This window comes from Clostridium sp. Ade.TY (assembly GCF_000498355.1).
Taxonomy (GTDB): domain Bacteria; phylum Bacillota; class Clostridia; order Clostridiales; family Clostridiaceae; genus Clostridium.
In genome coordinates this window covers 16,330-37,586 of the sequence record NZ_AVSV01000011.1, presented here as the reverse complement: position 1 = coordinate 37,586, position 21,257 = coordinate 16,330, and the positions used below count along the sequence as shown (strand labels likewise).

The 21,257-nt window shown below is 28.1% G+C and carries 24 protein-coding genes; 2 read left to right on the top strand and 22 right to left on the bottom strand.

Annotation, left to right across the window (positions count from 1 at the left end):
* Window positions 1-4: 4 nt before the first annotated feature.
* From O212_RS0104090 to O212_RS0104025, 14 genes are all read right to left on the bottom strand, one after another.
* Window positions 5-409, bottom strand: a complete 405-nt coding sequence (locus O212_RS0104090; RefSeq protein WP_024613887.1) for a C-GCAxxG-C-C family (seleno)protein — start codon at window positions 407-409, stop codon at window positions 5-7.
* Between the two features lie 383 nt (window positions 410-792).
* On the bottom strand, window positions 793-1,440 hold the full coding sequence (locus O212_RS0104085) for an ABC transporter ATP-binding protein (RefSeq protein WP_024613886.1): 648 nt from the start codon (window positions 1,438-1,440) through the stop codon (window positions 793-795).
* The gene (locus O212_RS0104080; protein WP_152524851.1) at window positions 1,437-1,949 is read right to left on the bottom strand and encodes a hypothetical protein; all 513 of its coding nucleotides are present in this window, start codon (window positions 1,947-1,949) and stop codon (window positions 1,437-1,439) included. Before O212_RS0104080 ends, O212_RS0104085 begins: the two co-directional genes overlap by 4 nt.
* 111 nt (window positions 1,950-2,060) lie before the next feature.
* A complete protein-coding gene (locus O212_RS0104075) occupies window positions 2,061-2,282 on the bottom strand; it encodes a hypothetical protein (RefSeq protein WP_024613884.1) in 222 nt (73 codons plus the stop codon).
* Window positions 2,282-2,551, bottom strand: coding sequence for a hypothetical protein (locus tag O212_RS0104070; RefSeq protein ID WP_152524850.1), 270 nt, complete (start codon window positions 2,549-2,551; stop codon window positions 2,282-2,284). Before O212_RS0104070 ends, O212_RS0104075 begins: the two co-directional genes overlap by 1 nt.
* Window positions 2,552-2,673: 122 nt before the next feature.
* On the bottom strand, window positions 2,674-3,078 hold the full coding sequence (locus O212_RS0104065; RefSeq protein ID WP_024613882.1) for a hypothetical protein: 405 nt from the start codon (window positions 3,076-3,078) through the stop codon (window positions 2,674-2,676).
* Window positions 3,065-3,478, bottom strand: coding sequence for a hypothetical protein (locus O212_RS0104060; protein ID WP_024613881.1), 414 nt, complete (start codon window positions 3,476-3,478; stop codon window positions 3,065-3,067). The genes O212_RS0104065 and O212_RS0104060 overlap by 14 nt, the downstream gene beginning before the upstream one ends.
* A 220-nt stretch (window positions 3,479-3,698) precedes the next feature.
* The gene (locus tag O212_RS0104055) at window positions 3,699-4,892 is read right to left on the bottom strand and encodes a phospholipase C (protein WP_024613880.1); all 1,194 of its coding nucleotides are present in this window, start codon (window positions 4,890-4,892) and stop codon (window positions 3,699-3,701) included.
* Window positions 4,893-5,056: 164 nt separating this feature from the next.
* Window positions 5,057-5,905 carry a 3-hydroxybutyryl-CoA dehydrogenase gene (locus tag O212_RS0104050; protein WP_024613879.1) on the bottom strand — a complete coding sequence of 283 codons (849 nt, stop codon included), beginning with the start codon at window positions 5,903-5,905 and terminating at the stop codon, window positions 5,057-5,059.
* A 34-nt stretch (window positions 5,906-5,939) separates the two neighbouring features.
* Window positions 5,940-6,938 carry an electron transfer flavoprotein subunit alpha/FixB family protein gene (locus O212_RS0104045; protein ID WP_024613878.1) on the bottom strand — a complete coding sequence of 333 codons (999 nt, stop codon included), beginning with the start codon at window positions 6,936-6,938 and terminating at the stop codon, window positions 5,940-5,942.
* Window positions 6,939-6,958: 20 nt separating this feature from the next.
* A complete protein-coding gene (locus tag O212_RS0104040) occupies window positions 6,959-7,738 on the bottom strand; it encodes an electron transfer flavoprotein subunit beta/FixA family protein (protein ID WP_024613877.1) in 780 nt (259 codons plus the stop codon).
* A 16-nt stretch (window positions 7,739-7,754) separates the two neighbouring features.
* Window positions 7,755-8,894 (bottom strand): acyl-CoA dehydrogenase, encoded by a 1,140-nt coding sequence (locus O212_RS0104035; RefSeq protein WP_024613876.1) that lies wholly within the window; start codon window positions 8,892-8,894, stop codon window positions 7,755-7,757.
* Between the two features lie 61 nt (window positions 8,895-8,955).
* A complete protein-coding gene (locus O212_RS0104030) occupies window positions 8,956-9,738 on the bottom strand; it encodes a short-chain-enoyl-CoA hydratase (RefSeq protein ID WP_024613875.1) in 783 nt (260 codons plus the stop codon).
* A 280-nt stretch (window positions 9,739-10,018) separates the two neighbouring features.
* Entirely contained in the window at window positions 10,019-10,663 is a 645-nt protein-coding gene (locus tag O212_RS0104025; protein ID WP_024613874.1) for a redox-sensing transcriptional repressor Rex, read from the bottom strand.
* A 376-nt stretch (window positions 10,664-11,039) separates the two neighbouring features.
* Here O212_RS0104025 and O212_RS0104020 point away from each other — a divergent pair, with 376 nt between their 5' ends.
* Window positions 11,040-11,885 (top strand): phosphatase PAP2 family protein, encoded by an 846-nt coding sequence (locus O212_RS0104020; protein ID WP_024613873.1) that lies wholly within the window; start codon window positions 11,040-11,042, stop codon window positions 11,883-11,885.
* A 23-nt stretch (window positions 11,886-11,908) separates the two neighbouring features.
* On the opposite strand, the gene O212_RS0104015 is transcribed toward O212_RS0104020, so the two are convergent.
* The 4 genes from O212_RS0104015 to O212_RS0104000 form a co-directional block, all read right to left on the bottom strand.
* Window positions 11,909-14,140 (bottom strand): heavy metal translocating P-type ATPase, encoded by a 2,232-nt coding sequence (locus tag O212_RS0104015; protein WP_024613872.1) that lies wholly within the window; start codon window positions 14,138-14,140, stop codon window positions 11,909-11,911.
* A gap of 19 nt (window positions 14,141-14,159) precedes the next feature.
* Window positions 14,160-14,519, bottom strand: a complete 360-nt coding sequence (locus tag O212_RS0104010; RefSeq protein ID WP_024613871.1) for a metalloregulator ArsR/SmtB family transcription factor — start codon at window positions 14,517-14,519, stop codon at window positions 14,160-14,162.
* Window positions 14,520-14,741: 222 nt separating this feature from the next.
* Entirely contained in the window at window positions 14,742-15,320 is a 579-nt protein-coding gene (locus O212_RS0104005) for a zinc dependent phospholipase C family protein (RefSeq protein ID WP_242829554.1), read from the bottom strand.
* 305 nt (window positions 15,321-15,625) lie between these two features.
* Window positions 15,626-16,477 (bottom strand): MurR/RpiR family transcriptional regulator, encoded by an 852-nt coding sequence (locus O212_RS0104000; protein WP_024613869.1) that lies wholly within the window; start codon window positions 16,475-16,477, stop codon window positions 15,626-15,628.
* Between the two features lie 204 nt (window positions 16,478-16,681).
* On the opposite strand from O212_RS0104000, the gene O212_RS0103995 reads away from it, so the two are divergent.
* Window positions 16,682-17,326 carry an aminotransferase gene (locus O212_RS0103995; protein WP_024613868.1) on the top strand — a complete coding sequence of 215 codons (645 nt, stop codon included), beginning with the start codon at window positions 16,682-16,684 and terminating at the stop codon, window positions 17,324-17,326.
* 56 nt (window positions 17,327-17,382) lie between these two features.
* Here the strand turns inward: O212_RS0103995 and O212_RS0103990 are convergent, their stop codons facing one another.
* From O212_RS0103990 to O212_RS0103975, 4 genes are all read right to left on the bottom strand, one after another.
* Window positions 17,383-18,264 carry an ROK family protein gene (locus O212_RS0103990; RefSeq protein WP_024613867.1) on the bottom strand — a complete coding sequence of 294 codons (882 nt, stop codon included), beginning with the start codon at window positions 18,262-18,264 and terminating at the stop codon, window positions 17,383-17,385.
* A 12-nt stretch (window positions 18,265-18,276) separates the two neighbouring features.
* The gene (locus tag O212_RS0103985) at window positions 18,277-19,074 is read right to left on the bottom strand and encodes a sialate O-acetylesterase (protein WP_024613866.1); all 798 of its coding nucleotides are present in this window, start codon (window positions 19,072-19,074) and stop codon (window positions 18,277-18,279) included.
* An 89-nt stretch (window positions 19,075-19,163) separates the two neighbouring features.
* Window positions 19,164-19,616: a YhcH/YjgK/YiaL family protein gene (locus O212_RS0103980; RefSeq protein WP_024613865.1), complete on the bottom strand. Its 453-nt coding sequence runs from the start codon at window positions 19,614-19,616 to the stop codon at window positions 19,164-19,166.
* Window positions 19,617-19,661: 45 nt separating this feature from the next.
* Window positions 19,662-21,200 carry a sodium:solute symporter gene (locus tag O212_RS0103975; protein WP_024613864.1) on the bottom strand — a complete coding sequence of 513 codons (1,539 nt, stop codon included), beginning with the start codon at window positions 21,198-21,200 and terminating at the stop codon, window positions 19,662-19,664.
* Window positions 21,201-21,257 lie beyond the last annotated feature (57 nt).

Genomic DNA, 21,257 nt, shown 5'->3' with positions numbered 1-21,257 from the left:
TTTCTTATCTATTGTTTTCCCTTACTATATCATCCAAAATAGTTGCTGCTGTTTCTATAATAAACTTACAACTTCTATCATCTTCTTCTCTTTTATGTTTTATATCTATACAATTTAAACTTTCAAATTTTTTATAAAATCTATTCATAAAATCTGCTGAAAGTTCTCTAACTATTGGACTTTCATGTCCTCTTTCATTAGTAAACATAATCCCAATAACAGATATTGCTCCTGTTGCAGCACCACATGAAGAACCAATTCCCATTCCTCCACCAAAAGATGCCATCATTTTAAATGAATCTTTATTAAGTCCTAAATTATATTCTTCATTTGCAGCATATAATATACATTCTGCACAATTTAAATCATGTTCCATATTCCAAAACTTTAACGCTTTATCAATTAACATTTACTCACCTACTAATTATTATCTTTTAATTTTATTTATTAATTATAACATGGAATTCTAGTTTATTTTCTATTTTATCTTTTATAACTTGTTAATTTTATCTTTCAATAAAAACTTACATTAGTTTTATTATGTATAGTTTATAATTCTTAATTATATAATAGAAATATTTTCGTAAATTAAATATCCTAAAAGTCATATGAAAAATCAATATCAACTTAAACATAACCTAATTTAAATTTGTAATTAACTTCCCTTTTCTTTTAGCATTTTAATTTCATCCTTAAAAGTTATATATAATATGCCCTCTTAAAGTCAAAGTCAAAATAAAAACCAAGAAATAATATTATTCCTTGGTTTTTAATCTATTGCTATTTTACTTGCTATATAGTCCTTTTATTTTTTATACGACCTTCTTCTAATTCAATTATTTCATCGCAAATATTTTCTAATTCATCTTTATTATGATTTGAGATTACTATTAATTTTCCTAACTCTCTTAAATTAATAATTTCTTTATTAAATATCTCAATACTTTTTTCATCTAATGCATTTATGGGTTCATCTAAAAATATAATATCTGGATTTTCCATTAATGCTTGAATTATTCCTAATTTTTGTTTCATTCCTAGTGAGTATTCTTTTACTTTTCTTTTATCTTCAGAATTTAAGTCAAATTTCTTCATCCACTCTCTTATTTCTGTAGCCCCTATTTTTTCTTTAATATCAGCTAACATCATCAAATTATCATATCCTGTCAAACTATCTATAAAGCCTGGCGATTCTATTAAAATACCAATATTTTCATAAACTCTCTTTTCTTTTGTTATATTTTCTCCATTAATTATAACTTCTCCACTTGTAGGAAACATAATTCCAGCCATAGCTCTCATAAGCATGCTCTTCCCCGATCCATTGTGCCCTTTTAGTCCATATATTTTCCCTTTAGATAAATTAAGATTTATATCTTTAAGTATTTCATTATTTTTAATTTTTTTATTATAATTATTTACTTTTAAAAAATAATTCATTTTACCTCTCCCAAATTGCGTTTATATGCAAATATTTCTCTAACCTTAGAAAATCTAATTCCAATATAAAATAAAATTATATTACTACTAATCAAATATATAAGACTATGTATTATATTTATATATCTGTTATCTGATATCCCGAAACCACTATATGATATTTCAATATGATTAAAAGCTAAATAGGATGTCAATGTTTTTCCTTCTCCAAAATTTCCATCATACATTATAAATGCAAATATTATAATTGCTATTCCTGCTACTATTATTTTATTTTGTGTTAATACATTTATCAAACATAATAAATTAGATATTGTTATTAAAAATACTATAAATACCATAAAGTACAAGCAACTAATAATTATTGGGTTATAATCAAATAAATCTTTATTCATAAAGATTAACATACTACTTATTTCGGTTTGATGTACCTCTTCAACTATATTACTAAATTTAAAATTTCCACCTGCTTTAATCATTAAATTTATAATGATGTTTAATATTATCATTCCCATATACATGATAGTAAATATTATGGATTTAATTAACGTCTTTTTATAATATATATCTAAAGTTCCATATCTTATAAATTCATACTCTTTAACATCTTTATAAAATATTTAATAGTAAATAACTCCCAAAAAAACCATAATACTTATTATGTTAAATCCCTTAGCTGAAATTATTTTAATTAAATACTCTGCATAAGATAATTTGTATACATTTTCATTATAAAATAAATATGAACTTTCACTACATAATCTAATTGCTATTAAGCCTATTATAATAAAATTTCTAGTATTTATTATATCACTATTATATCTAAGAAACTTATCTTTCATTAAATGATTAATCCTTTCTTTAATTTAAAATAAACTAATGAAGATGCTATAATTAAAATTAGTATATACCATAAGAACATTTGATAATCAAACATAAGTATAGTAAAAAGCATTCCTATCATTGGTCTTTGGTAATCATTTAGTGCAATTTCATGACCTACTAATTCACTAATAAATTGAAAAATATTGTAAGCTAAAACTGGAATTATAATTGATACACTTCTAAATTTTGCATAAAAAGCTATTCCAATTGATAATGTAGAATACATAGCAACAAAAACTCCCATTAGAGCTATTGATATTATCATATAAAATATAGGATAGTTTACATATATCTCTACTAACTTTCCAGTTGGACCGTAATAAGATGGATCTGATAAAATACTTTTATCTAAATCAAAAATAATAATGAAGTTATCATCATTATTATCATAGGAATCATCACTACTATAGCTGATATAATAATATTAACTATAGCTTTTATAAGTATATATTGTTTTAAGCTAAATCTGCTAACTATATTCCTAAGATGTCCACTTCTATATTCATTGTATAAAGAATCGCCACATACTATTGTTGAAAGTAATATTGCCATACTAGGCAATATTGTATGGTTATTTTCAATAACTGCTAAAAAAGCGTGAATAGCATTATTATCACTATATCCCAAGGTTTTTCCATTATAATATTGAAAAAGTCCTATTAATAAAAATATTGTTAGTCCTGTTATAGATATAAGAAATCTTTTATTTAAACATTTCTTAATATCTATTTTCATAATATTAGCTTGGATCATCTGGTGACCAACTTAAATTCATTTTTTGTGATGAACCTGAGCTAGTTTTTGCATTAAACTTCATATAAACCTTAGTTGATGGCTTGTCTGAATAATATCTAGAATGGTATACACTTTGATTAGAGGCAACACTTACATTATTACTTATTTGCTTGTTATTCGTATCTCTTGCTGAAATATTTATAGTTGGTCCTGACCAATATCTAAAGGTTGCATAATCACGAGCTACCTGTTTTGTCACTATGTCAGTATTCACTGTTCCCATATAAGCCGGTGCATAACTTTCATATTTATAATATGTGCCTCCTCTTGCATTATCATTTGCATTTTGCATTGCAGATACACTAATACTAGAAGCTATAGTTGCTAGTAAGGTCATTGCAATTATTTTACCTTTCATTGCTTTTCCCTCTTTAATTTTTATAACAACCAAATTTTAACATGTATCTGCAAAATATTTTGTAATATTTAGACGAATTATTTTAATATATTTTATTCTAAAACATGTATGCAAGTATACTCTATGACTTAATTATATATAAAACAAAAGAGTGTCGAATTTTTCAACACTCAAAAGCAAATAAAATTAAGATTATTTCTTTTTATTACTTAAAATATTTTTAGTTTAAAAAATATGTTGTACTTCCTGAAATCCATTCATTAATGTTTTTTTCAAGTTCAACATTTTGATTAGCTATTATTTTTATATATTCAGGTTTCCACTGATCAGTTATTTTTGTAAACTTACTTTTTCTAATCCACATTTTATTTATATCATTATATTTTATATTCTTATCTTTAATTTTTACTGTATATGTATCTTCAGCACCTTTAACAAAATCATTTCCTGGATTATCTAATTTCCACTCTTGCTTCTTTCCATCTTTTGTTTCTATACCAAAATACATATAGTCATCAGTTCCAGCATCCTTTTCATTAGCTGTCTTTATTATCACAACTAGTTCACTTAAATTTTTATCAATTGGCTCATTATTAAAAGCTACATCATGTAAAAATCTATATATGTATCCTGCTGTTCCTTTTTGAGTGTTAGCTAAAGTAACTTTAGCTGCATAATCCCAATCATCCCAACTACAGCTCATATTAGCATGGCTATAATATAATGCTTTTGCTTTTTTAGCAAAACCTCTACAATATTCCTTAGACCAAAGGTTAAAATCTTTATCTTTTATAATATTTTGATAAAAATCTTCACTTGTTTTGCTTCCTGTAGTTTCTATTTTATACTTTTCTTTTCTTTCCTCTGCAAAAGTTTCAAATTTAACATGACCTAAACTATCAACTGCAGTAACATTTGATGGATGATATGGTGTATCTATATCCCCAAAATAATGCATAGTTTCTCCTAAATAAAAAGCAGCTTTTTTATAATTCCCTTTTTTCCACTCATTTCTTGCTAAAGCAGAACATTTTCTTAATTGTGATTCCCCTGTATCTGGTATTGAATAAGCTAAATACCATTTATTATCTTTTGTAAAGTTATTTTCTGTATCTGGATCCCAAAAGTGATCTTGATATAAATCATATTCATTTGGGTCATAATCTGGATATGTAGAACCTAATTGAAATTCATGCAAATTACTCTTTAGTATATTTAAGTTTTGTCTTATTACTTCAGGTTCATTATTAGATAAATCATTTTCTAAAACCTTAACACCTTGAGTAACTATCATAGAATGAGTGCCTGTCCCATCAGCTTTTCCATCCCATGCATAGGCTTTAGTTGTGCTTCCTATCCAAACAAAACTAGTGAGTAAAATAAATGTTAACCCCTTAAATAATCCTTTATTCAATTTTTGCACCATCTTTCTTCATTAGTTTAAATTATTATTTAATTATAATAACAATTAAATACTTTCTATTATATGTAAAATAGTTTATATAAATTAAGGAGATAATAATTAAATTATCTCCTTATATACAAGTGTAGTTTTTAATTGTGTATAAAAATTAGCGATTATCTGCTGTAATCGAAGAAACCTTTTCCTGTTTTTCTTCCAAGCCATCCAGCTCTAACATATTTTCTTAAAAGGCTTGATGCTCTGTATTTGCTGTCTCCTGTTTCTGTGTATAAAACATCCATAATAGCAAGACATACATCTAATCCTATTAAATCTCCTAATGCTAAAGGTCCCATTGGGTGGTTAGCACCATATTTCATAGCTGTATCTATATCTTCTGGTGAAGCTATTCCTTCTTGAAGAATGAATGTTGCTTCGTTAATCATTGGAATTAAGATTCTGTTTACTACGAATCCTGGAGCTTCTGCTACTTCTACAGGCTCTTTTCCGATTGCTACTGATAATTCTTTAACAGCATCAAAAGTTTCTTGGCTTGTAGCTATTCCTCTGATGATTTCAACTAGCTTCATGATTGGAGCTGGGTTGAAGAAGTGCATTCCGATAACTTTATCAGCTCTTCCTGTAGCTGATGCAACTTCTGTTATTGATAATGATGAAGTATTTGAAGCTAAGATAGTTTCTGGCTTACAGATTCTATCTAATTCTGCAAATATTTCTTTCTTAATTTTCATGTTTTCGATAGCAGCTTCTACTACTAAATCGCAATCTGCAGCTAAAGCCATATCAGTTGTTCCTGAAATTCTGCTTAAGATTTCTTCTTTAGCTTCTTCAGTCATTTTTCCTTTAGTAACTAATCTAGTAAGATTTTTGTTGATTCCTGATAATCCTCTTTCAACAAACTCATCTTTTATGTCTCTAACTATTACTTCATAACCTTTTTGTGCGAAAGCTTGAACTATTCCAGCTCCCATTGTTCCAGCACCTAAAACAAATATTTTTTTCATTTTCGTACCCTCCTAAAATTCAAGTTGAAAGTTATTATTTTACTTCTTTGAACTCTGCTATAAGCTCAGGTAATACTTTATTTACATCTCCAACAATTGCATAATCAGCAATTTTCATTATTGGAGCAGTTTCATCTTTATTGATTGCTATAATCATATCTGAATCTTGCATACCAGCTGCGTGTTGGATAGCTCCTGAAATACCACAAGCAATATAGATGTTTGGTCTTACAGTTTTACCAGTTTGACCAACTTGGTAATCTCTTTCTATCCATCCTTTATCAATAGCTCCTCTTGATGCAGCTACTGATCCTTCTAAAACTTCTGCTAATTCATATAATTTATCGAAGTTTTCTTTGCTTCCCATTCCTCTACCGCCAGCTACGATAAAGTCAGCTTCACTTATATCTACAACTTCTTTAGTTTCTTTAACTATTTCAACAACTTTTGTTCTGATATCAGCTTCAGTTAATTTAACTTCAACTTCTTCAATTTCAAAGTTTGAATTCTTTTCTTCTACTTTTGAGAAAACTCCAGGTCTTACTGTAGCCATTTGTGGTCTATGATCTGGACAAGCGATTGTTGCCATTAAGTTTCCACCAAATGCTGGTCTTGTAGCTAAAAGGTCTCCGTTTTCAACTACAACATCTAATTGTGTACAGTCAGCAGTTAATCCTGTTGATAATCTAGCTGCAACTCTTGGACCTAAATCTCTTCCTATGAAAGTAGCTCCTATGAATAATATTCCAGGTTTTCTTTCATTAGCTAAGTCACAGATAACTTTTGTATATCCATCAGTTGTATAATGTTCTAATAAAGCATTATCACATACGATAACTTCATCAGCACCATTTTCTCCTAATGTATTTGCTAAACCTTTTATATCTTTACCTAATAATAAAGCTGTAAGTTTAACTCCTAATTTATTTGCAATTTTTCTACCTTCACCTAATAATTCTAATGATACTTTTTGTAATTCGCCTTCTCTTTGTTCAGCAAATACCCAAACGCCATTGTAATCTGCTATATTCATTGTTAAATTACCTCCCAAATTTAGATGTAGTGTTTTTCTTTTAATTTTCCGATAACGTATTTAGCTGCGTCTTTTGGACCTTCTTTGATTAATTCGCCAGCACCCTTCATTTCTTTAGTCATTGACTTCTTAACCTTTGTTGGTGATCCTTTAAGACCTAATTCTGCCTTATCTACATCTATATCGTCTGCTGACCAGATTGTGATTTTTGAATCCTTTGTATCGAATATTAATCCAACATTCATATATCTTGGTTGATTTAATTCTTCTATTGCAGTTAAAAGACATGGTGCATTAACTTTTATTAATTCATATCCATCTTCTAATGCTCTATTTATTAATAATCCATCTTCTTCAACTTTTACGTCTTGAACGTAAGTTACTTGAGGAATATTTAAATGTTCTGCTATTTCTGGTCCAACTTGAGCTGTATCTCCATCGATTGCTTGTCTTCCAGCGAAGATTATATCGTACTCTAACTTCTTAATAGCTCCTGCTAATGCTTTTGAAGTTGCTAATGTATCAGCCCCTGCGAAAGCTCTATCTGTTATAAGTACTGCTTCATCAGCTCCCATACATAAAGCTTCTCTTAAAGCACTTTCTGCTTGTGGAGGTCCCATACTTACTACAGTAACCTTTGCTCCGTTGTTTTCTTTTATTTGAAGCGCTGCTTCTAAAGCATGCTTATCTTCTGGGTTTATTATTGATGGTACACCATCTCTTATAAGTGTTCCTGTTTTAGGATCTATTTTTACTGCTGTTGTATCTGGAACTTGTTTTAAACAAACTACTATATTCATTATTAAAAGGCCTCCCTTATCTTAACTTGCTTCCTGCAATAACCATCTTTTGAACTTCTGAAGTTCCTTCGTAGATTTCTGTTATCTTAGCGTCTCTCATCATTCTTTCAACTGGATATTCTTTAGTGTATCCGTATCCTCCGAATAATTGAACTGCTTTAGTTGTTACTTCCATAGCTACATCTGCAGCAAATAATTTTGCTCTTGCAGCATCAACTGAATATGGAAGTCCTGCTTGCTTCTTGCATGCTGCTTTATATACTAAATTTCTTGCAGCTTCTATTTTTGTATCCATTTCAGCAACCATCCATTGTAATCCTTGGAATGCTGTTAATGATCTTCCGAATTGTTTTCTTTCTTTCATATAGTTAACAGCTTCATCTAAAGCACCTTCTGCAATTCCTAATGCTTGAGCTGCGATACCTATTCTACCACCGTCTAGAGTCTTCATTGCTATTCCGAATCCTCTACCTTCTTGTCCGATTAGGTTTTCTTTTGGAACTATACAGTTTTCCATAATTAATTCAGTAGTTGATGATGCTCTAATACCCATCTTATCTTCTACTTTACCAATTGAGAATCCTGGGAAATCTTTTTCAACTATGAATGCTGATATTCCTTTTGTTCCTTTTGATTTATCTGTCATAGCAAATATTATGAAAGTTTCAGCAACTCCACCATTTGTTATGAATATTTTTGATCCATTTAAGATGTAGTTATCTCCATCTAGAACTGCAGTTGTTTGTTGTCCAGCTGCATCAGTACCAGCTCCTGGTTCAGTTAAACCGAATGCTCCGATTTTTTCTCCTTTTGCAAGAGGTACTAAATATTTTTCTTTTTGTGCTGGCTTACCAAATTCATTTATTAATGAAGCACATAATGAAGTATGAGCTGAAAGTATAACTCCTGTTGTACCACATACTTTTGATAATTCTTCAACTGCTAAGATGTATGAAAGTACATCTCCACCAGCTCCGCCAAGTTCTTTACTAAAAGGTATTCCCATCATACCAAGCTTAGCCATTTTTTCTACGTTTTCCATTGGGAATCTTTCTGTTTCATCAATTTCAGCTGCAATTGGTTTTACTTCGTTTATAGCGAATTCTCTAACCATTTGTTTTACTAATTCTTGTTCTCTAGTTAATTGGAAATTCATTTAAATTACCCTCCTAATAATACACCCTAAATCTATTAGTGAATTTATATATTATATTTCATTATTTGTTTTGGAAGTTTTTAGCTCTTCTTTCCATGAAAGCAGTCATACCTTCAACTTGGTCTTCTGTGCTAAAGCATTTACCGAAGTCTTCTGCTTCTATCATTATTCCTTCGTCTATGCTTACTTGCATTCCTCTTCCGATTGCATCTTTACATAACTTAACAGCGATTGGAGCATTAGCCATTATTTTTTCAGCCATAGCTCTTGCTTCGTCCATTAAACTTTCTAAAGGAACTACTTTATTAACTAAACCTATTCTTAATGCTTCATCAGCTTTTATCATGTCACATGTATAAATAAGTTCTTTTGCTTTTCCCTCTCCAACTAGTCTTGCTAATCTTTGAGTTCCACCAAATCCTGGAGTAATTCCAAGACCTGCTTCTGGTTGAGCAAATTTAGCTTTTTCTGAAGCTATTCTTATATCACATGACATTGCAAGTTCACATCCACCACCTAGTGCAAATCCTGAGATTGCAGCAATAACTGGCTTACCTAACTTTTCTAATCTTCTGAATACGTTATTACCTAAGATACCAAACTCTCTTCCTTGCTCTTCATTTAAGTCTTTCATTTCTGAAATGTCAGCTCCTGCAACGAAAGATTTTTCTCCAGCTCCAGTTAATATAACGCAAGTTATGTTGTTATCCTTTTCTAAATCTGTAACAACTGCATCAATATCTTTTAATGTTTCTGAATTTAAAGCATTTAATGCTTTTGGTCTATTGATAGTTACGATAGCTAAATTACCTTCTTTTTCAAGAAGTACATTTTTTAATTCCATTAATAAAGCCTCCCTTTTTTTCACAACCGAATTAATATATATTATTTGAATATTTTCTTTTTCTAATTTACACTTTATCAAACGGTAAAATTTAAAATTTTTATAATAATTTATCAACTCTTTGTTAATATTATAACAAATTAAAATAAAAAATAATTGAAGTCTTTCAACTTCAATTACAATTATAATACTTTGTTAAATTTTTTGCAATATCAAACTAAAATTTTGTAGATTTTTTTTGATAATATTTAACAAAGCGTGTATTTACCACGCTTAGAGCTTATTTTCTATTGTTATTTTTATCATGTAGTAAATATATTAATGTTAATAAACTTTCACTTAAATGTACATTTTCAACAGTAACATCTTCTGGAACACTTAAGTCTACAGGTGCAAAATTCCATATTCCTTTTACTCCACCTTCGACTAAAGTATCACAAACTTTTTGCGCATTTATTCTAGGTACACATATAACACCAACATCTATTTTGTTGTCTTTTAAGAATCCTTCTAAATTGTCAATGTCTTGTATTCCTACATCTCTTATCTTCATACCAAGAAGCTTAGGGTTAGCATCAAATATACCTTCTAAATTAAAACTCATCTTTCCAAATCTAGTATAATTTGCTATTGCTTGACCAATGTTACCAGCTCCAATTATTACTGCATTATACTCTTTATCTAATCCAAGTATAGTACTTATTTGACTAGCTAATTCACGTACGTTGTATCCATATCCCTGTTGTCCAAAGTCACCAAAGCAGTTTAAATCTTGACGTATTTGAGAAGCTGTAAATCCAATCTTCTCTCCTAATTCTTTTGAAGATATTCTGTCTACATCATTTTTTAATAATTCATTTAAATATCTGTGATATTTAGGCAGTCTTTTAATAACAGCCATAGAAATAGGTTTCTTTTTTTCCATACTGTATCTCCTTATTAATTTTTTTCTGTTTCACTAAACACAATTATGTAAAACCCTATTATTTAGAGTTAAATTTTTAACTATCATTATATATATTACCATAAGTTAAATAAAATAATCCAATTTTATTATAAAAAATAAAGTTTATATATAAGACGCCTATCTTATATATAAACTTTGCCTGAATAAGATGTAAAGTTTATAACTTTACAACAGGAAAAATTCCTGTATGCTACCCATCTTGTTTTGCCTGAAAGATTTACCGTAGTAGATTATACTTTCCTTTCCTACCTTTGTCAATGGAATTACTTGTATTTAAAGGGTTAGATAGGATATAATTGTTTTTTATGAATATTTTTATGGAGTTGATTTTAATATGGAAGTAATTAAATTTATACAATCTTTTTCAAATCCATTTCTCGATTATTTCTTTACTTTTATAACTTACATAGGTGGAACTATATTTGGAATAGCTTTTTCACTGTTTATGTTTTGGTGTAAAGATAAAAGATTAGGTTATAAATTTCTATATGCTCTTTTATTTTCTTTTACTTTAAATAATTTCTTAAAGTGTATATTTAACTTTAAAAGACCTATAGGAATAGAAGTAATTAAAAGTAATGCTGTTAATACTGCTACAGGAAGTTCCTTTCCATCTGGACATTCTCAATTTAGTGGAACTACTTTTACATTATTAATTAAGCAATATAAAAATAAATTTGTTTTTATATTTAGTGTATTTATGATGCTTATGATTCCTATATCAAGACTTTATCTTGGAGTTCATTGGCCAAGAGATGTTATATTCGGAACTATAATAGGTATTTTATCTGCTCTTTTTGCTGATAAATTATTTGAAAAATCATTTGATAATTCAAAATCACTTATAATACTTTCATTTATAGTATTTTTATTACTTGGGATTTTTGTTGTTCATAGTAATGATTTTAATAAATCTCTTGGAGCATTTTTAGGATTAATTATTTCTATTGTTTTAGAAAGTAAATTTATAAACTTTGATCCTAAAGGAACATTAAATCAAAATATTATTAAATGTATAATAGGCTTATCTGGAGCTTTAATTATATATATTCGATTTAAAATATTTTTAAATAATGATATTTTTACATTTTTAAAATATTTTCTTATAGTTTTTTGGATTATGTTTATATCACCATATCTTTTTATTAAATTAAATTTAGCAAAAAAGTCTAACATTTAAATGTTAGACTTTTTTTATTTATATTATAATTTAAGTGCTCTCATTGAATTTAATACTGCAATTAATGTTACCCCAACATCTGCAAAAACTGCTTCCCACATATTTGCATCTCCAATTGTTGCAAGTATTAATACTAATAATTTTACTCCTAATGAGAATATTATATTTTGCCATAATATCTTATTTGTTTTTCTTGCTATTTTAATTGAATCTACTAATGTTGAAGGTTCATCTTTCATTAAAACAACATCTGCAGCTTCTATGGCTGCATCTGAACCTATTCCTCCCATTGCAACTCCAACGTCTGCTCTTGCAAGTACTGGAGCATCATTTATACCATCTCCAACAAAGGCAAGCTTTCCTGTATTTTTATTTTTTAGTATTTCTTCAACCTTTTCTACTTTGTTATCTGGTAGTAATTCTGAATAGCATTCTGTTATTCCTAATTCTTTTGAAACTTTATCTGCAACCTTTTTACTATCTCCAGTTAACATTACTATTTTATTTACACCAATTACCTTAAGATTTTTTATTGCATCTTTTGCATCATCTTTAACTTGATCTGCAATAATTATATTTCCTTTATATTCATTATCTATAGCAATATATACTATTGTACCTATTTCATCAACTTCTGGAACTTTAATACCTTTTAAGTCCATAAGCTTTTTATTTCCTGCTAATATTTCTTTATTATAAGCTTTAACTATTACACCTTTACCTGAGACCTCTTCTTGACTCTTAACTACATTATCATCAATCTCACTGCCACTTGATAAATTGTATTCATCAACAATTGATTTAGCTATTGGATGATTAGAAAATTTTTCACAAGTTGCTGCATATTTTAAAAGATCTGTTTTGGATATATCTACATTATTTATTTTAGTTACTTTAAATACACCTTTTGTTAAAGTTCCTGTTTTATCAAATATAACAGTATCAACATCTTTAAGTGCTTCTAAATAATTTCCACCTTTAATTAATATTCCTTTTTTTGAAGCTCCACCAATTCCTGCAAATAATCCTAAAGGAACTGATACAACTAATGCACAAGGACAAGAAACAACTAAGAATATTAATGCTCTATATACCCATTCATTAAAACTATCTCCTGTTACTAATGGAGGTATTAAAGCTAATGCTACTGCTGAGAATACTACTATTGGAGTATAGTATCTTGCAAATTTTGTTATAAACTTTTCTGTTGAAGCTTTTTTACTACTTGCATTTTGAACAAGTTCTAATATTCTCGCAACTGTTGATTCTTCAAATACTTTTGTTACTTTTACTTTTATAATTCCACTATTATTTATACAACCAGCTAAAAGTTCATCCCCTTCCCCTTTACTTACTGGAACTGACTCACCTGTAAGAGCTGATGAATCTACAGAAGTCTTACCTGATAATATTATTCCATCAAGAGGAACTCTTTCTCCTGGTTTAATAACTATAATATCACCAACATTAACTTCTTCTGGTGATACTTGTACTATTTTATTATCCTTTTCTAAGTTAGCATATTCTGCTTTTATATCCATAAGTTCTGATATAGATTTTCTTGACCTATTTACAGCATAACTTTGGAATAACTCTCCTATTTCATAGAAAAGCATAACTGCTACCCCTTCTGGATATTGACCTATAGCAATTGCTCCAATTGTTGCTATACTCATTAAGAAGTTTTCATCAAATATTTTACCTTTTATAATATTTCTAAATGCACTTAATAAAACTTCACCCCCAACTAATATATATGATACTAAAAGCAATGGTGCATTTTCATCAAATATCATTCCAACTATAAAAAATACTATACCAAATATAAGTCTAAAATTTTCTTTGAAAAAAACTACAAATTTACTCTCTTCTTTTCTTTTATCATCTTGTCCATCTTTAGTACTTTTATTATTATGATGATGTTCATGTCCATCAGAACATCCATGACTACCATCAGTAGTGCAACAAGCATCTTTACAAACTGATGCTGTATTTCTAAACTTACTATTTGATTGACTAATTGAATACTTAACTACTTCAACTTGAGGCTCTAAATCTTTAACAACCTTTGTTATTTTGTCAATCATATAACTTTCTTCAATATTTCCATCATATTTTACTATTAATAATTTAAATGAAAAATTTAAACTAGCTTCTTTAACTTCTGGAAATTCACTTACTATCTTTTCAATTTTCCCTGCACAATTAGCACAATCTAATCCATTTAAAGATAATTTCAATCTTTTACTTTCCATATACATGTCCCCCTCTCTTTTATTCGTTAACGTGATTTAATCCCTCATTAAATATTCTCATAATATGCTCATCATCTAATGAATAAAAAACTGATTTTCCTTCTCTTCTAAACTTAACAAGTCTTGCTGCTTTAAGAGTTCTTAATTGATGTGATACAGCTGATTGTGTCATATTTAAAAGTGTTGCTATATCACAAACACATAACTCCTTCTCATAAAGAGCACATATTATTTTAATTCTTGTTGTATCTCCAAAAACTTTAAAAAGTTCTGCTAAATCATATAATGTTTCTTCCTTTGGTAATCTCTCTTTAACATATTCAATTCCATCAGGATGTGTTATGTTAGCTGAGCACTTGTCTATATAAACTTCTTGCATAAAAGTTCCTCCTTACATATGAGCGATTGTTCATATGTTCATTATATGATTTTATTTTGAAATATTCAACCTTTTTGCTAAGAATTATTTTTTAATTTATAATTAACAACTTTTTTCTAAAAGATATATTGCAAATATTACATAAAAAAATTTATGGTAATAAAAAAAGGATATAGACTTTATATGTATATTACATACATATAATCTATATCCACATTAATTTTACATTGCTAATTTTCCTCTTTGCTCGTTCGCTACTACAGATTCTATAATCATATTAAATACATTAGTACATACATAATATGCAAAGTTTAAGTCATTTTCATAACTTTCTTCGAATCTATAAAGCTCTAAAGTTTCTTCAATAAACTCTTTTACATTTCCTCTATTTAGTCTATTGTTTCTAATTACGTTTATTTTATAATTTTTAGAAACTTTAGCAAGTTCTCTTTCATATAAAACATGAGGCTTTATTGAATTTTTAAATTCCCATCTTTCATAATGAGGTAAACAATAATAATCAGTTAAAAAGTGACACACAACCCCTAAAGCTCCGCTAAACTTTCCAACACTACTATCATTCATAATTTCTGTTACTGTAAGAGATGATAGTTTATCAATCATTTCAAGAATCATATCTATACTTTCATCATAATAATGTTTTTTAAACTTATATCTTGAAACACAATCAGGTTTTATATTTCCCCAAATAAATCTCTTTCTATTTATTAAATGTAATCTATCTTCTCTCATATTATTCAATATATAATCTGCTATCATTTTGTGATTGTTCATCATCATTTAAACATCACTTCCTTAAAAAAATCACTTAGTTATATGCTACTACAAAATTTAATCAAAATATATATTATTCTTTTGGATATGCTGTCATTTATTAAACATCACTCCAAAAAAGTCCTCATATCTATTGTATAGAAAAGTTATATTAATATTACTAATATATTATTACATTTTAATTAAAATATATTGAATTTAAAAGCACTTTTTACATTTTTACCATTTTAATCAATTATTATGTATTAAAAAAGTCACTATTTTAACTGTTAATAGTATTAATAGCAACTTCTTCAATAATAATCTTTTGTTTATATACTATCATTATATACTTCGATAGCATTTGTAGTTTTAATTTTTCTTTCAACCGCCTCATTAAACATTTCCTTTATAACTTCAGTATAAACCAAATCCAATAAGAATATTTGTGGTATTTTTGATGATATTGATCCTGTTTCAAGTATAGTCTCTCCTGAAACATAAGTAAGCTGATAATCAGCAAGTCTTCTTAATGGATTATCTGTATCTTCAGTTAATGTAATTATTTTGACTCCATTTTCCTTTGCCTGCTGAACAGTCTTTACAATCTCTTTAGTTACACCTGAATGAGATACAGCTATCATTACATCATCACTATTCATAATTGAAGACATTATAACCATAGTATGACTGTCTGTTATTGGTATACTATTAAAACCAATTCTCATAAATTTATAATTTATATCAGTAGCAACAACCCCTGAATATCCAATTCCAACAAAATAAATTCTATTAGAATTCATTATAATATTTTTACATTCACTTATTGTATTTGAATCAATCTTTGATGTAGTTCCTTCTAGTATATCAATAGCTGATTTTAAAAGCTTATTTGCAGTTTCTATAACTCCTTCGTCCTTATGAACATGAGAGCTTATAACACTTGTATTCTTTTTTACTGAAAGCTCTTTGGCTAACGTAACCTTAAAATCCTGGAACCCACTAAACCCCATTTTCTTTGTGAATCTAGTTATAGTTGCTTCTCCAACATTTGATTCCTTTGCTATTACTGATATTGACTTGTATATAAAATTATCTAAATCTGACTTTATATACTCAATTAATGCTTTATCTGATTTTGTAGCCCTAAATCTAGGCTTTTCTAACTGATTTAATATTCCCATATTTGATATACCTCTTTTAATTTTATTTCGCTTAATACTTACAACAAGTATATCATCATTAGTAATATCATTACAAAATATACGTATCAATTATGAATAAACTTTATTTTTTGTTAATTTTTTACTCAATATATAATTATAAAAACTTTTTGAATTATACTATAACTAATCTAAAAATGATACTATTTCAAGGAGGATATTTAAATGCAAAAAACTAATATAAGAGACGTATTTATAGAATATGATAGTAATGCAATCACACCAAAATATGAAACACCATTGGCAGCTGGAGCAGATCTATTCGCAGCTGAAGATATGATTATAAGACCATTTGAAAAAGTAGCTTTACCTTTAAATTTAAAATTTGCAATTCCAGATAACATGGAAATACAAATAAGAGCTAGAAGTGGATTATCTTTAAAAACTTACTTAAAGATATCAAATTCAATAGGTACAATCGATGCTGATTCAGTTAGTAATATTTCAGTTATACTTGAAAATAACTACAATATTGCAAACCTACCATATGAAATTGCAAATGATATAAATATATTAAAAGATTTAAAATCTAATTATGAAGAAGTAAGTCTTAAAGATTACTTAGAACAAAAAGGCGAAGATTTAAGCAATTACCGTGATTGTGAGAAAGCTTATAGAAAACTTTTAAAAACATATATTTATTTAGATAAAAACGGTAATCCATATGGAACTATATACATTAAAAAAGGTAATAGAATAGCTCAAATGGTTCTTGCTAAATATTATAAAGCAAATTTTATTCATACTGATAATGTTGCAAAAATTAAAGGTGTTAATCGCGGTGGTGGATTTGGCCATACAGGATTTTAGTATTTTTAAATATATTATAAGAGCTAAATAAATTTTTATTTAGCTCTTATTCTAAGTTATATATTATTTTTGAAATTATAAACTGCCCCAATCATACCAGCTGTATTCTTAAGTTTTGCAAATTGTATATTTGTATTTTTATATACTGATTCTATTAAATATTTTTTTAAAGACTTTTCTATTAACGGCTTTAGAATATCTTCTCTAGCCATAATTCCTCCACCTAAAACTACAACTTCTGGATTAAATAAATACACTATATTTGATATACCATGCGCTATTACATCTGCTATTTTAATTACTTCTTCAATGCAAATAACATCTCCATTTTCATATCCTTTAATTATTTCTTTTCCATTTAAATTTGAAGGATCTACGCCTTTTCTATTTGCTACATTATTTACTAAAGCAGTTGTTGATGCAACTTTTTGAATTTCATTTCCATCAACTATCATATATCCAATTTCCCCTGCTGAATTAGTAAATCCATGCATAACTTTTCCATCCAATACAATAGCTCCACCAATACCAGTACCAACAGTTATGCAAGCCATTGATTTTTTACCTTGACCTGCACCAAGCCATAATTCACCAAGTGCTGCACTATTAACATCATTTTCAACCATACATGGTATATTAAATTCTTCTTCTAAAATCTTTTTAATTTCAACGCCAATATAATTTGGAATTGTAGGTCCAGCATATAATATTTTTCCTTCTTTAGGACATACCATTCCAGCAGTTGATACACATATACCTTCTATCTTATAATTTCCTTTTAAACTATAAACTATCTCCTTAACTTTATCCATTATACTGAGTCCGCCTTTATAAGCTTCTGTTGGTCTCTCTGAGGTTTCTAACATATTACCATTTTCATCTATAACTCCATATTTAATATTAGTTCCTCCAATATCTATTCCTACAAATAACTTCATAAAAATCCCCTCCTATAAACTCTCATATAAATTAATTATTTCTTTTACATACTTTTTATTTTTTCCTAAATCAAATTCATATTTAAATTTAGGATTTTCTCCCTTATAACAATAATTATAAATATTATTAGCTAACTCTTCTCCGAGTTCATTTAAAGCTTCTTGTGAATAATGAACTTCATCAATTAAGAGATTTCTCTCTCTAAATGATAAGGCTAAATTTGAAGCTACAATTAAATTTTCACACTCTTCTGCTGTAATACTTTGTGTAGCTGCAATATTATAAACTTTTTCATCATCAACACCCTCCCAATATCCTGTAAGACTCAAAAATACTTTTTCAATTCCTACATATTCTAAACCTTTTACTAATCCCTTTAATTTTTCTCTATAGTATATAGGATCAGTTCCATATTTAGCATCACTTTCTCCTTGGATCCAAATAGCATTTTGACTATTTATTTCATATATTTTTTTTATCTTTTCAACTCCACTTTTATATTTATCTAGAGCATTCACTAAATAACTATATCGGTCATGTCCCCAATTTTTTATCATAGAACCATCCACAGCACTATGTATAAAACATACGTATCTACCTGTTAATTCATTCCATTTTAACGAAAAATTTTGTGCTATTGTTCCATTTCCCCTAGATACTTCTAAAAATTTTCTCATAGGTATAATTTCATCTATTTCAATATATTCAAAACATTTGCTATTTGGGGTTTTTGCATAATCTGCATCTCCCATTCCAAGGGCATTGCTTTGTCCTATCAACAAAAACACATCAATTAAAGGTTTATTCATATTACTCTCTCCTTTTAAATTCAAATAGCTTAATACCCTATAGCACATTTAATGTACTACAGGGTATATAAAATCTTTAATATTTAAGTTTATAATATAACTTTATAAATAGCCTTTTTAACATCACTAGGTGTTTCATCTGCCTTTAAACAAGTCATATGAATATCATCTGGATAGCATATTAAAAAGTCACCTTTTTCAAGAACTACTGTTGAGTTTTCATCTCCTTCAAATTCAAGAAAGTCATCTTCCTCAACATATTTTTTAAAATTTAAATTATCTTTAAAATTTAAATCTATTCTTTCTTTACCTTCAAATACTACATGAACATCTATATATTTTTTATGGCCTTCCCAAAATCTATTCTCTTTATTTTTCGTAGTATAATTAACTCTATTTAAGAAAAGTCTATCCCCATCAATCTCATGACTTCCTGCCTCATAATTTATAACATCATTTTCTTTTGCATGAACTAATGCTTCCTTTACAAGACCTTGTAAAAATTCATATTTTTCTATATCTTTTAAATTTCCAAATATCATTTCATCTTCCTCCTAATATAAAGAGACTAATTTAATTTCAAAATTTTATGATAAAGCTGCTTTTCTTTCTTCTTCTACTTTATCTTTTTTGTTATAGTAAACTGTAGCTTCTCTTTGAGTCTTTTCATCAACTACTTGTGATTGAGTCATTAATGATACAATCATTCCAACTATTACTGATACTCCAATTGAAATAATTGAGTATGACCATATACTTACATCAAATCCGCCGTATTTACATACTATAACAGCTATTGCTGATGCTATAAATCCAGCATATGCTCCAGCCTTTGTTGCCTTTCTAAAGAATATACCTAATACAAATATTCCTGCTAAAACTCCAAGAACAAGTCCCATGAATCCATTAAACCATTCGTAAGCTGAATTTACTCCACCATTTGCAAGTATTATTGCCATCCCAATTGAAGCTATACCAACTCCTAAAGATATATATTGAGCAACCTTTGTTTGTTTCTCCATTGACATATCTTTTGTAATAAAGTTTTGAATATCTAAAGTCCAGCTTGTTGCAACTGAGTTTAATCCAGTTGAAAGTGTTGATTGAGCTGCTGCATATATAGCTGCTAAAACTACACCTGTTATACCTACTGGTAATTGGAATGCTATATATGATGCAAAAATTTGGTCTTGTTGAGCAGTTTGTAATAATTCTGGATTTTGTCTATAGAATACAAATAATGCTGTTCCTATTAAGTAGAATATAGTAGCTACAAATAATGATAAAACTAAGTTACCATAAGTCATTTTCTTTAATTGTTTTATATCAGTAGTTGTAGTAAACCTTTGCACTATATCCTGACTTGAAATATATGATGAGAAAGTATTTAATCCTCCTCCAACTATCAATAAGAATACACTTGTTTTAAATATATTTGGATTAAATATTGGTTCTTTTGAAGCCAAGAATTTTCCACCTTCAGTTAATTCATTCATAATAGCTCCAAATCCGCCATTTATTGTTGAAATTAAGAATATTAATGAAAATATAATACCTGCTATAAGTACACATCCTTGAATAAAGTCTGTCCATAATACTGACTTTAATCCACCTGTATATGAGTAAATTATTGCAATAACACCCATTGCTATAATAAGTAAATAAACATTTATTCCTGTAAGATTTGCTAATACCATTGATGGTAAATACATTATAATTGCCATACGACCTATTTGATAAATAATAAACATTATAGCTCCAAGTATTCTAAGACCTTTATCTTTATATCTTATTTCTAAATACTCATAAGCTGTATCTATATCTAGTCTGCTATAAACTGGTAAGAAATATCTTATTGTAAGTGGTACTGCTACAAACATACCTAATTGAGCAAACCACATTATCCATGTACCTTTATAAGAATTACCCGCTAATGACAAGAAAGAAATTGGACTTAAAAGTGTTGCAAATATTGAAACTGAAGTAACCCACCAAGGAATTGTTCCGTCACCTCTAAAGAATTCCTTTCCCTTCATTTCCTTCTTTGAAAATTTTAATCCAGCAAATAGTACAAGTCCTAAATAAACAACTAAAACAACTAAATCAACTTTTGTAAAACCTTGCATCTCATTTTCTCCCCTTTTGATTTTTTAATTTATAGCTTAACTAATTAATTAGTTAAG

Excerpts from the sequence above, each read along its gene's own strand:
- O212_RS0104065 (WP_024613882.1), bottom strand. The coding sequence starts at position 3,078 with ATGATCCAAGCTAATATTATGAAAATAGATATTAAGAAATGTTTAAAT.
- O212_RS0104060 (WP_024613881.1), bottom strand. The coding sequence starts at position 3,478 with ATGAAAGGTAAAATAATTGCAATGACCTTACTAGCAACTATAGCTTCT.
- O212_RS0104015 (WP_024613872.1), bottom strand. The coding sequence starts at position 14,140 with ATGGAAAGTAAAAGATTGAAATTATCTTTAAATGGATTAGATTGTGCT.
- O212_RS0104090 (WP_024613887.1), bottom strand. The coding sequence starts at position 409 with ATGTTAATTGATAAAGCGTTAAAGTTTTGGAATATGGAACATGATTTA.
- O212_RS0103995 (WP_024613868.1), top strand. The coding sequence starts at position 16,682 with ATGCAAAAAACTAATATAAGAGACGTATTTATAGAATATGATAGTAAT.
- O212_RS0104070 (WP_152524850.1), bottom strand. The coding sequence starts at position 2,551 with ATGTATTCTACATTATCAATTGGAATAGCTTTTTATGCAAAATTTAGA.
- O212_RS0104045 (WP_024613878.1), bottom strand. The coding sequence starts at position 6,938 with ATGAATATAGCAGATTACAATGGCGTTTGGGTATTTGCTGAACAAAGA.
- O212_RS0104085 (WP_024613886.1), bottom strand. The coding sequence starts at position 1,440 with ATGAATTATTTTTTAAAAGTAAATAATTATAATAAAAAAATTAAAAAT.
- O212_RS0104050 (WP_024613879.1), bottom strand. The coding sequence starts at position 5,905 with ATGAAAAAAATATTTGTTTTAGGTGCTGGAACAATGGGAGCTGGAATA.
- O212_RS0103975 (WP_024613864.1), bottom strand. The coding sequence starts at position 21,200 with ATGCAAGGTTTTACAAAAGTTGATTTAGTTGTTTTAGTTGTTTATTTA.
- O212_RS0104005 (WP_242829554.1), bottom strand. The coding sequence starts at position 15,320 with ATGATGATGAACAATCACAAAATGATAGCAGATTATATATTGAATAAT.
- O212_RS0104075 (WP_024613884.1), bottom strand. The coding sequence starts at position 2,282 with ATGAAAGATAAGTTTCTTAGATATAATAGTGATATAATAAATACTAGA.
- O212_RS0103980 (WP_024613865.1), bottom strand. The coding sequence starts at position 19,616 with ATGATATTTGGAAATTTAAAAGATATAGAAAAATATGAATTTTTACAA.
- O212_RS0104035 (WP_024613876.1), bottom strand. The coding sequence starts at position 8,894 with ATGAATTTCCAATTAACTAGAGAACAAGAATTAGTAAAACAAATGGTT.
- O212_RS0104080 (WP_152524851.1), bottom strand. The coding sequence starts at position 1,949 with ATGATAATATTAAACATCATTATAAATTTAATGATTAAAGCAGGTGGA.
- O212_RS0104025 (WP_024613874.1), bottom strand. The coding sequence starts at position 10,663 with ATGGAAAAAAAGAAACCTATTTCTATGGCTGTTATTAAAAGACTGCCT.
- O212_RS0104010 (WP_024613871.1), bottom strand. The coding sequence starts at position 14,519 with ATGCAAGAAGTTTATATAGACAAGTGCTCAGCTAACATAACACATCCT.
- O212_RS0103990 (WP_024613867.1), bottom strand. The coding sequence starts at position 18,264 with ATGAAGTTATTTGTAGGAATAGATATTGGAGGAACTAATATTAAATAT.
- O212_RS0104030 (WP_024613875.1), bottom strand. The coding sequence starts at position 9,738 with ATGGAATTAAAAAATGTACTTCTTGAAAAAGAAGGTAATTTAGCTATC.
- O212_RS0103985 (WP_024613866.1), bottom strand. The coding sequence starts at position 19,074 with ATGAATAAACCTTTAATTGATGTGTTTTTGTTGATAGGACAAAGCAAT.
- O212_RS0104040 (WP_024613877.1), bottom strand. The coding sequence starts at position 7,738 with ATGAATATAGTAGTTTGTTTAAAACAAGTTCCAGATACAACAGCAGTA.
- O212_RS0104000 (WP_024613869.1), bottom strand. The coding sequence starts at position 16,477 with ATGGGAATATTAAATCAGTTAGAAAAGCCTAGATTTAGGGCTACAAAA.
- O212_RS0104020 (WP_024613873.1), top strand. The coding sequence starts at position 11,040 with ATGGAAGTAATTAAATTTATACAATCTTTTTCAAATCCATTTCTCGAT.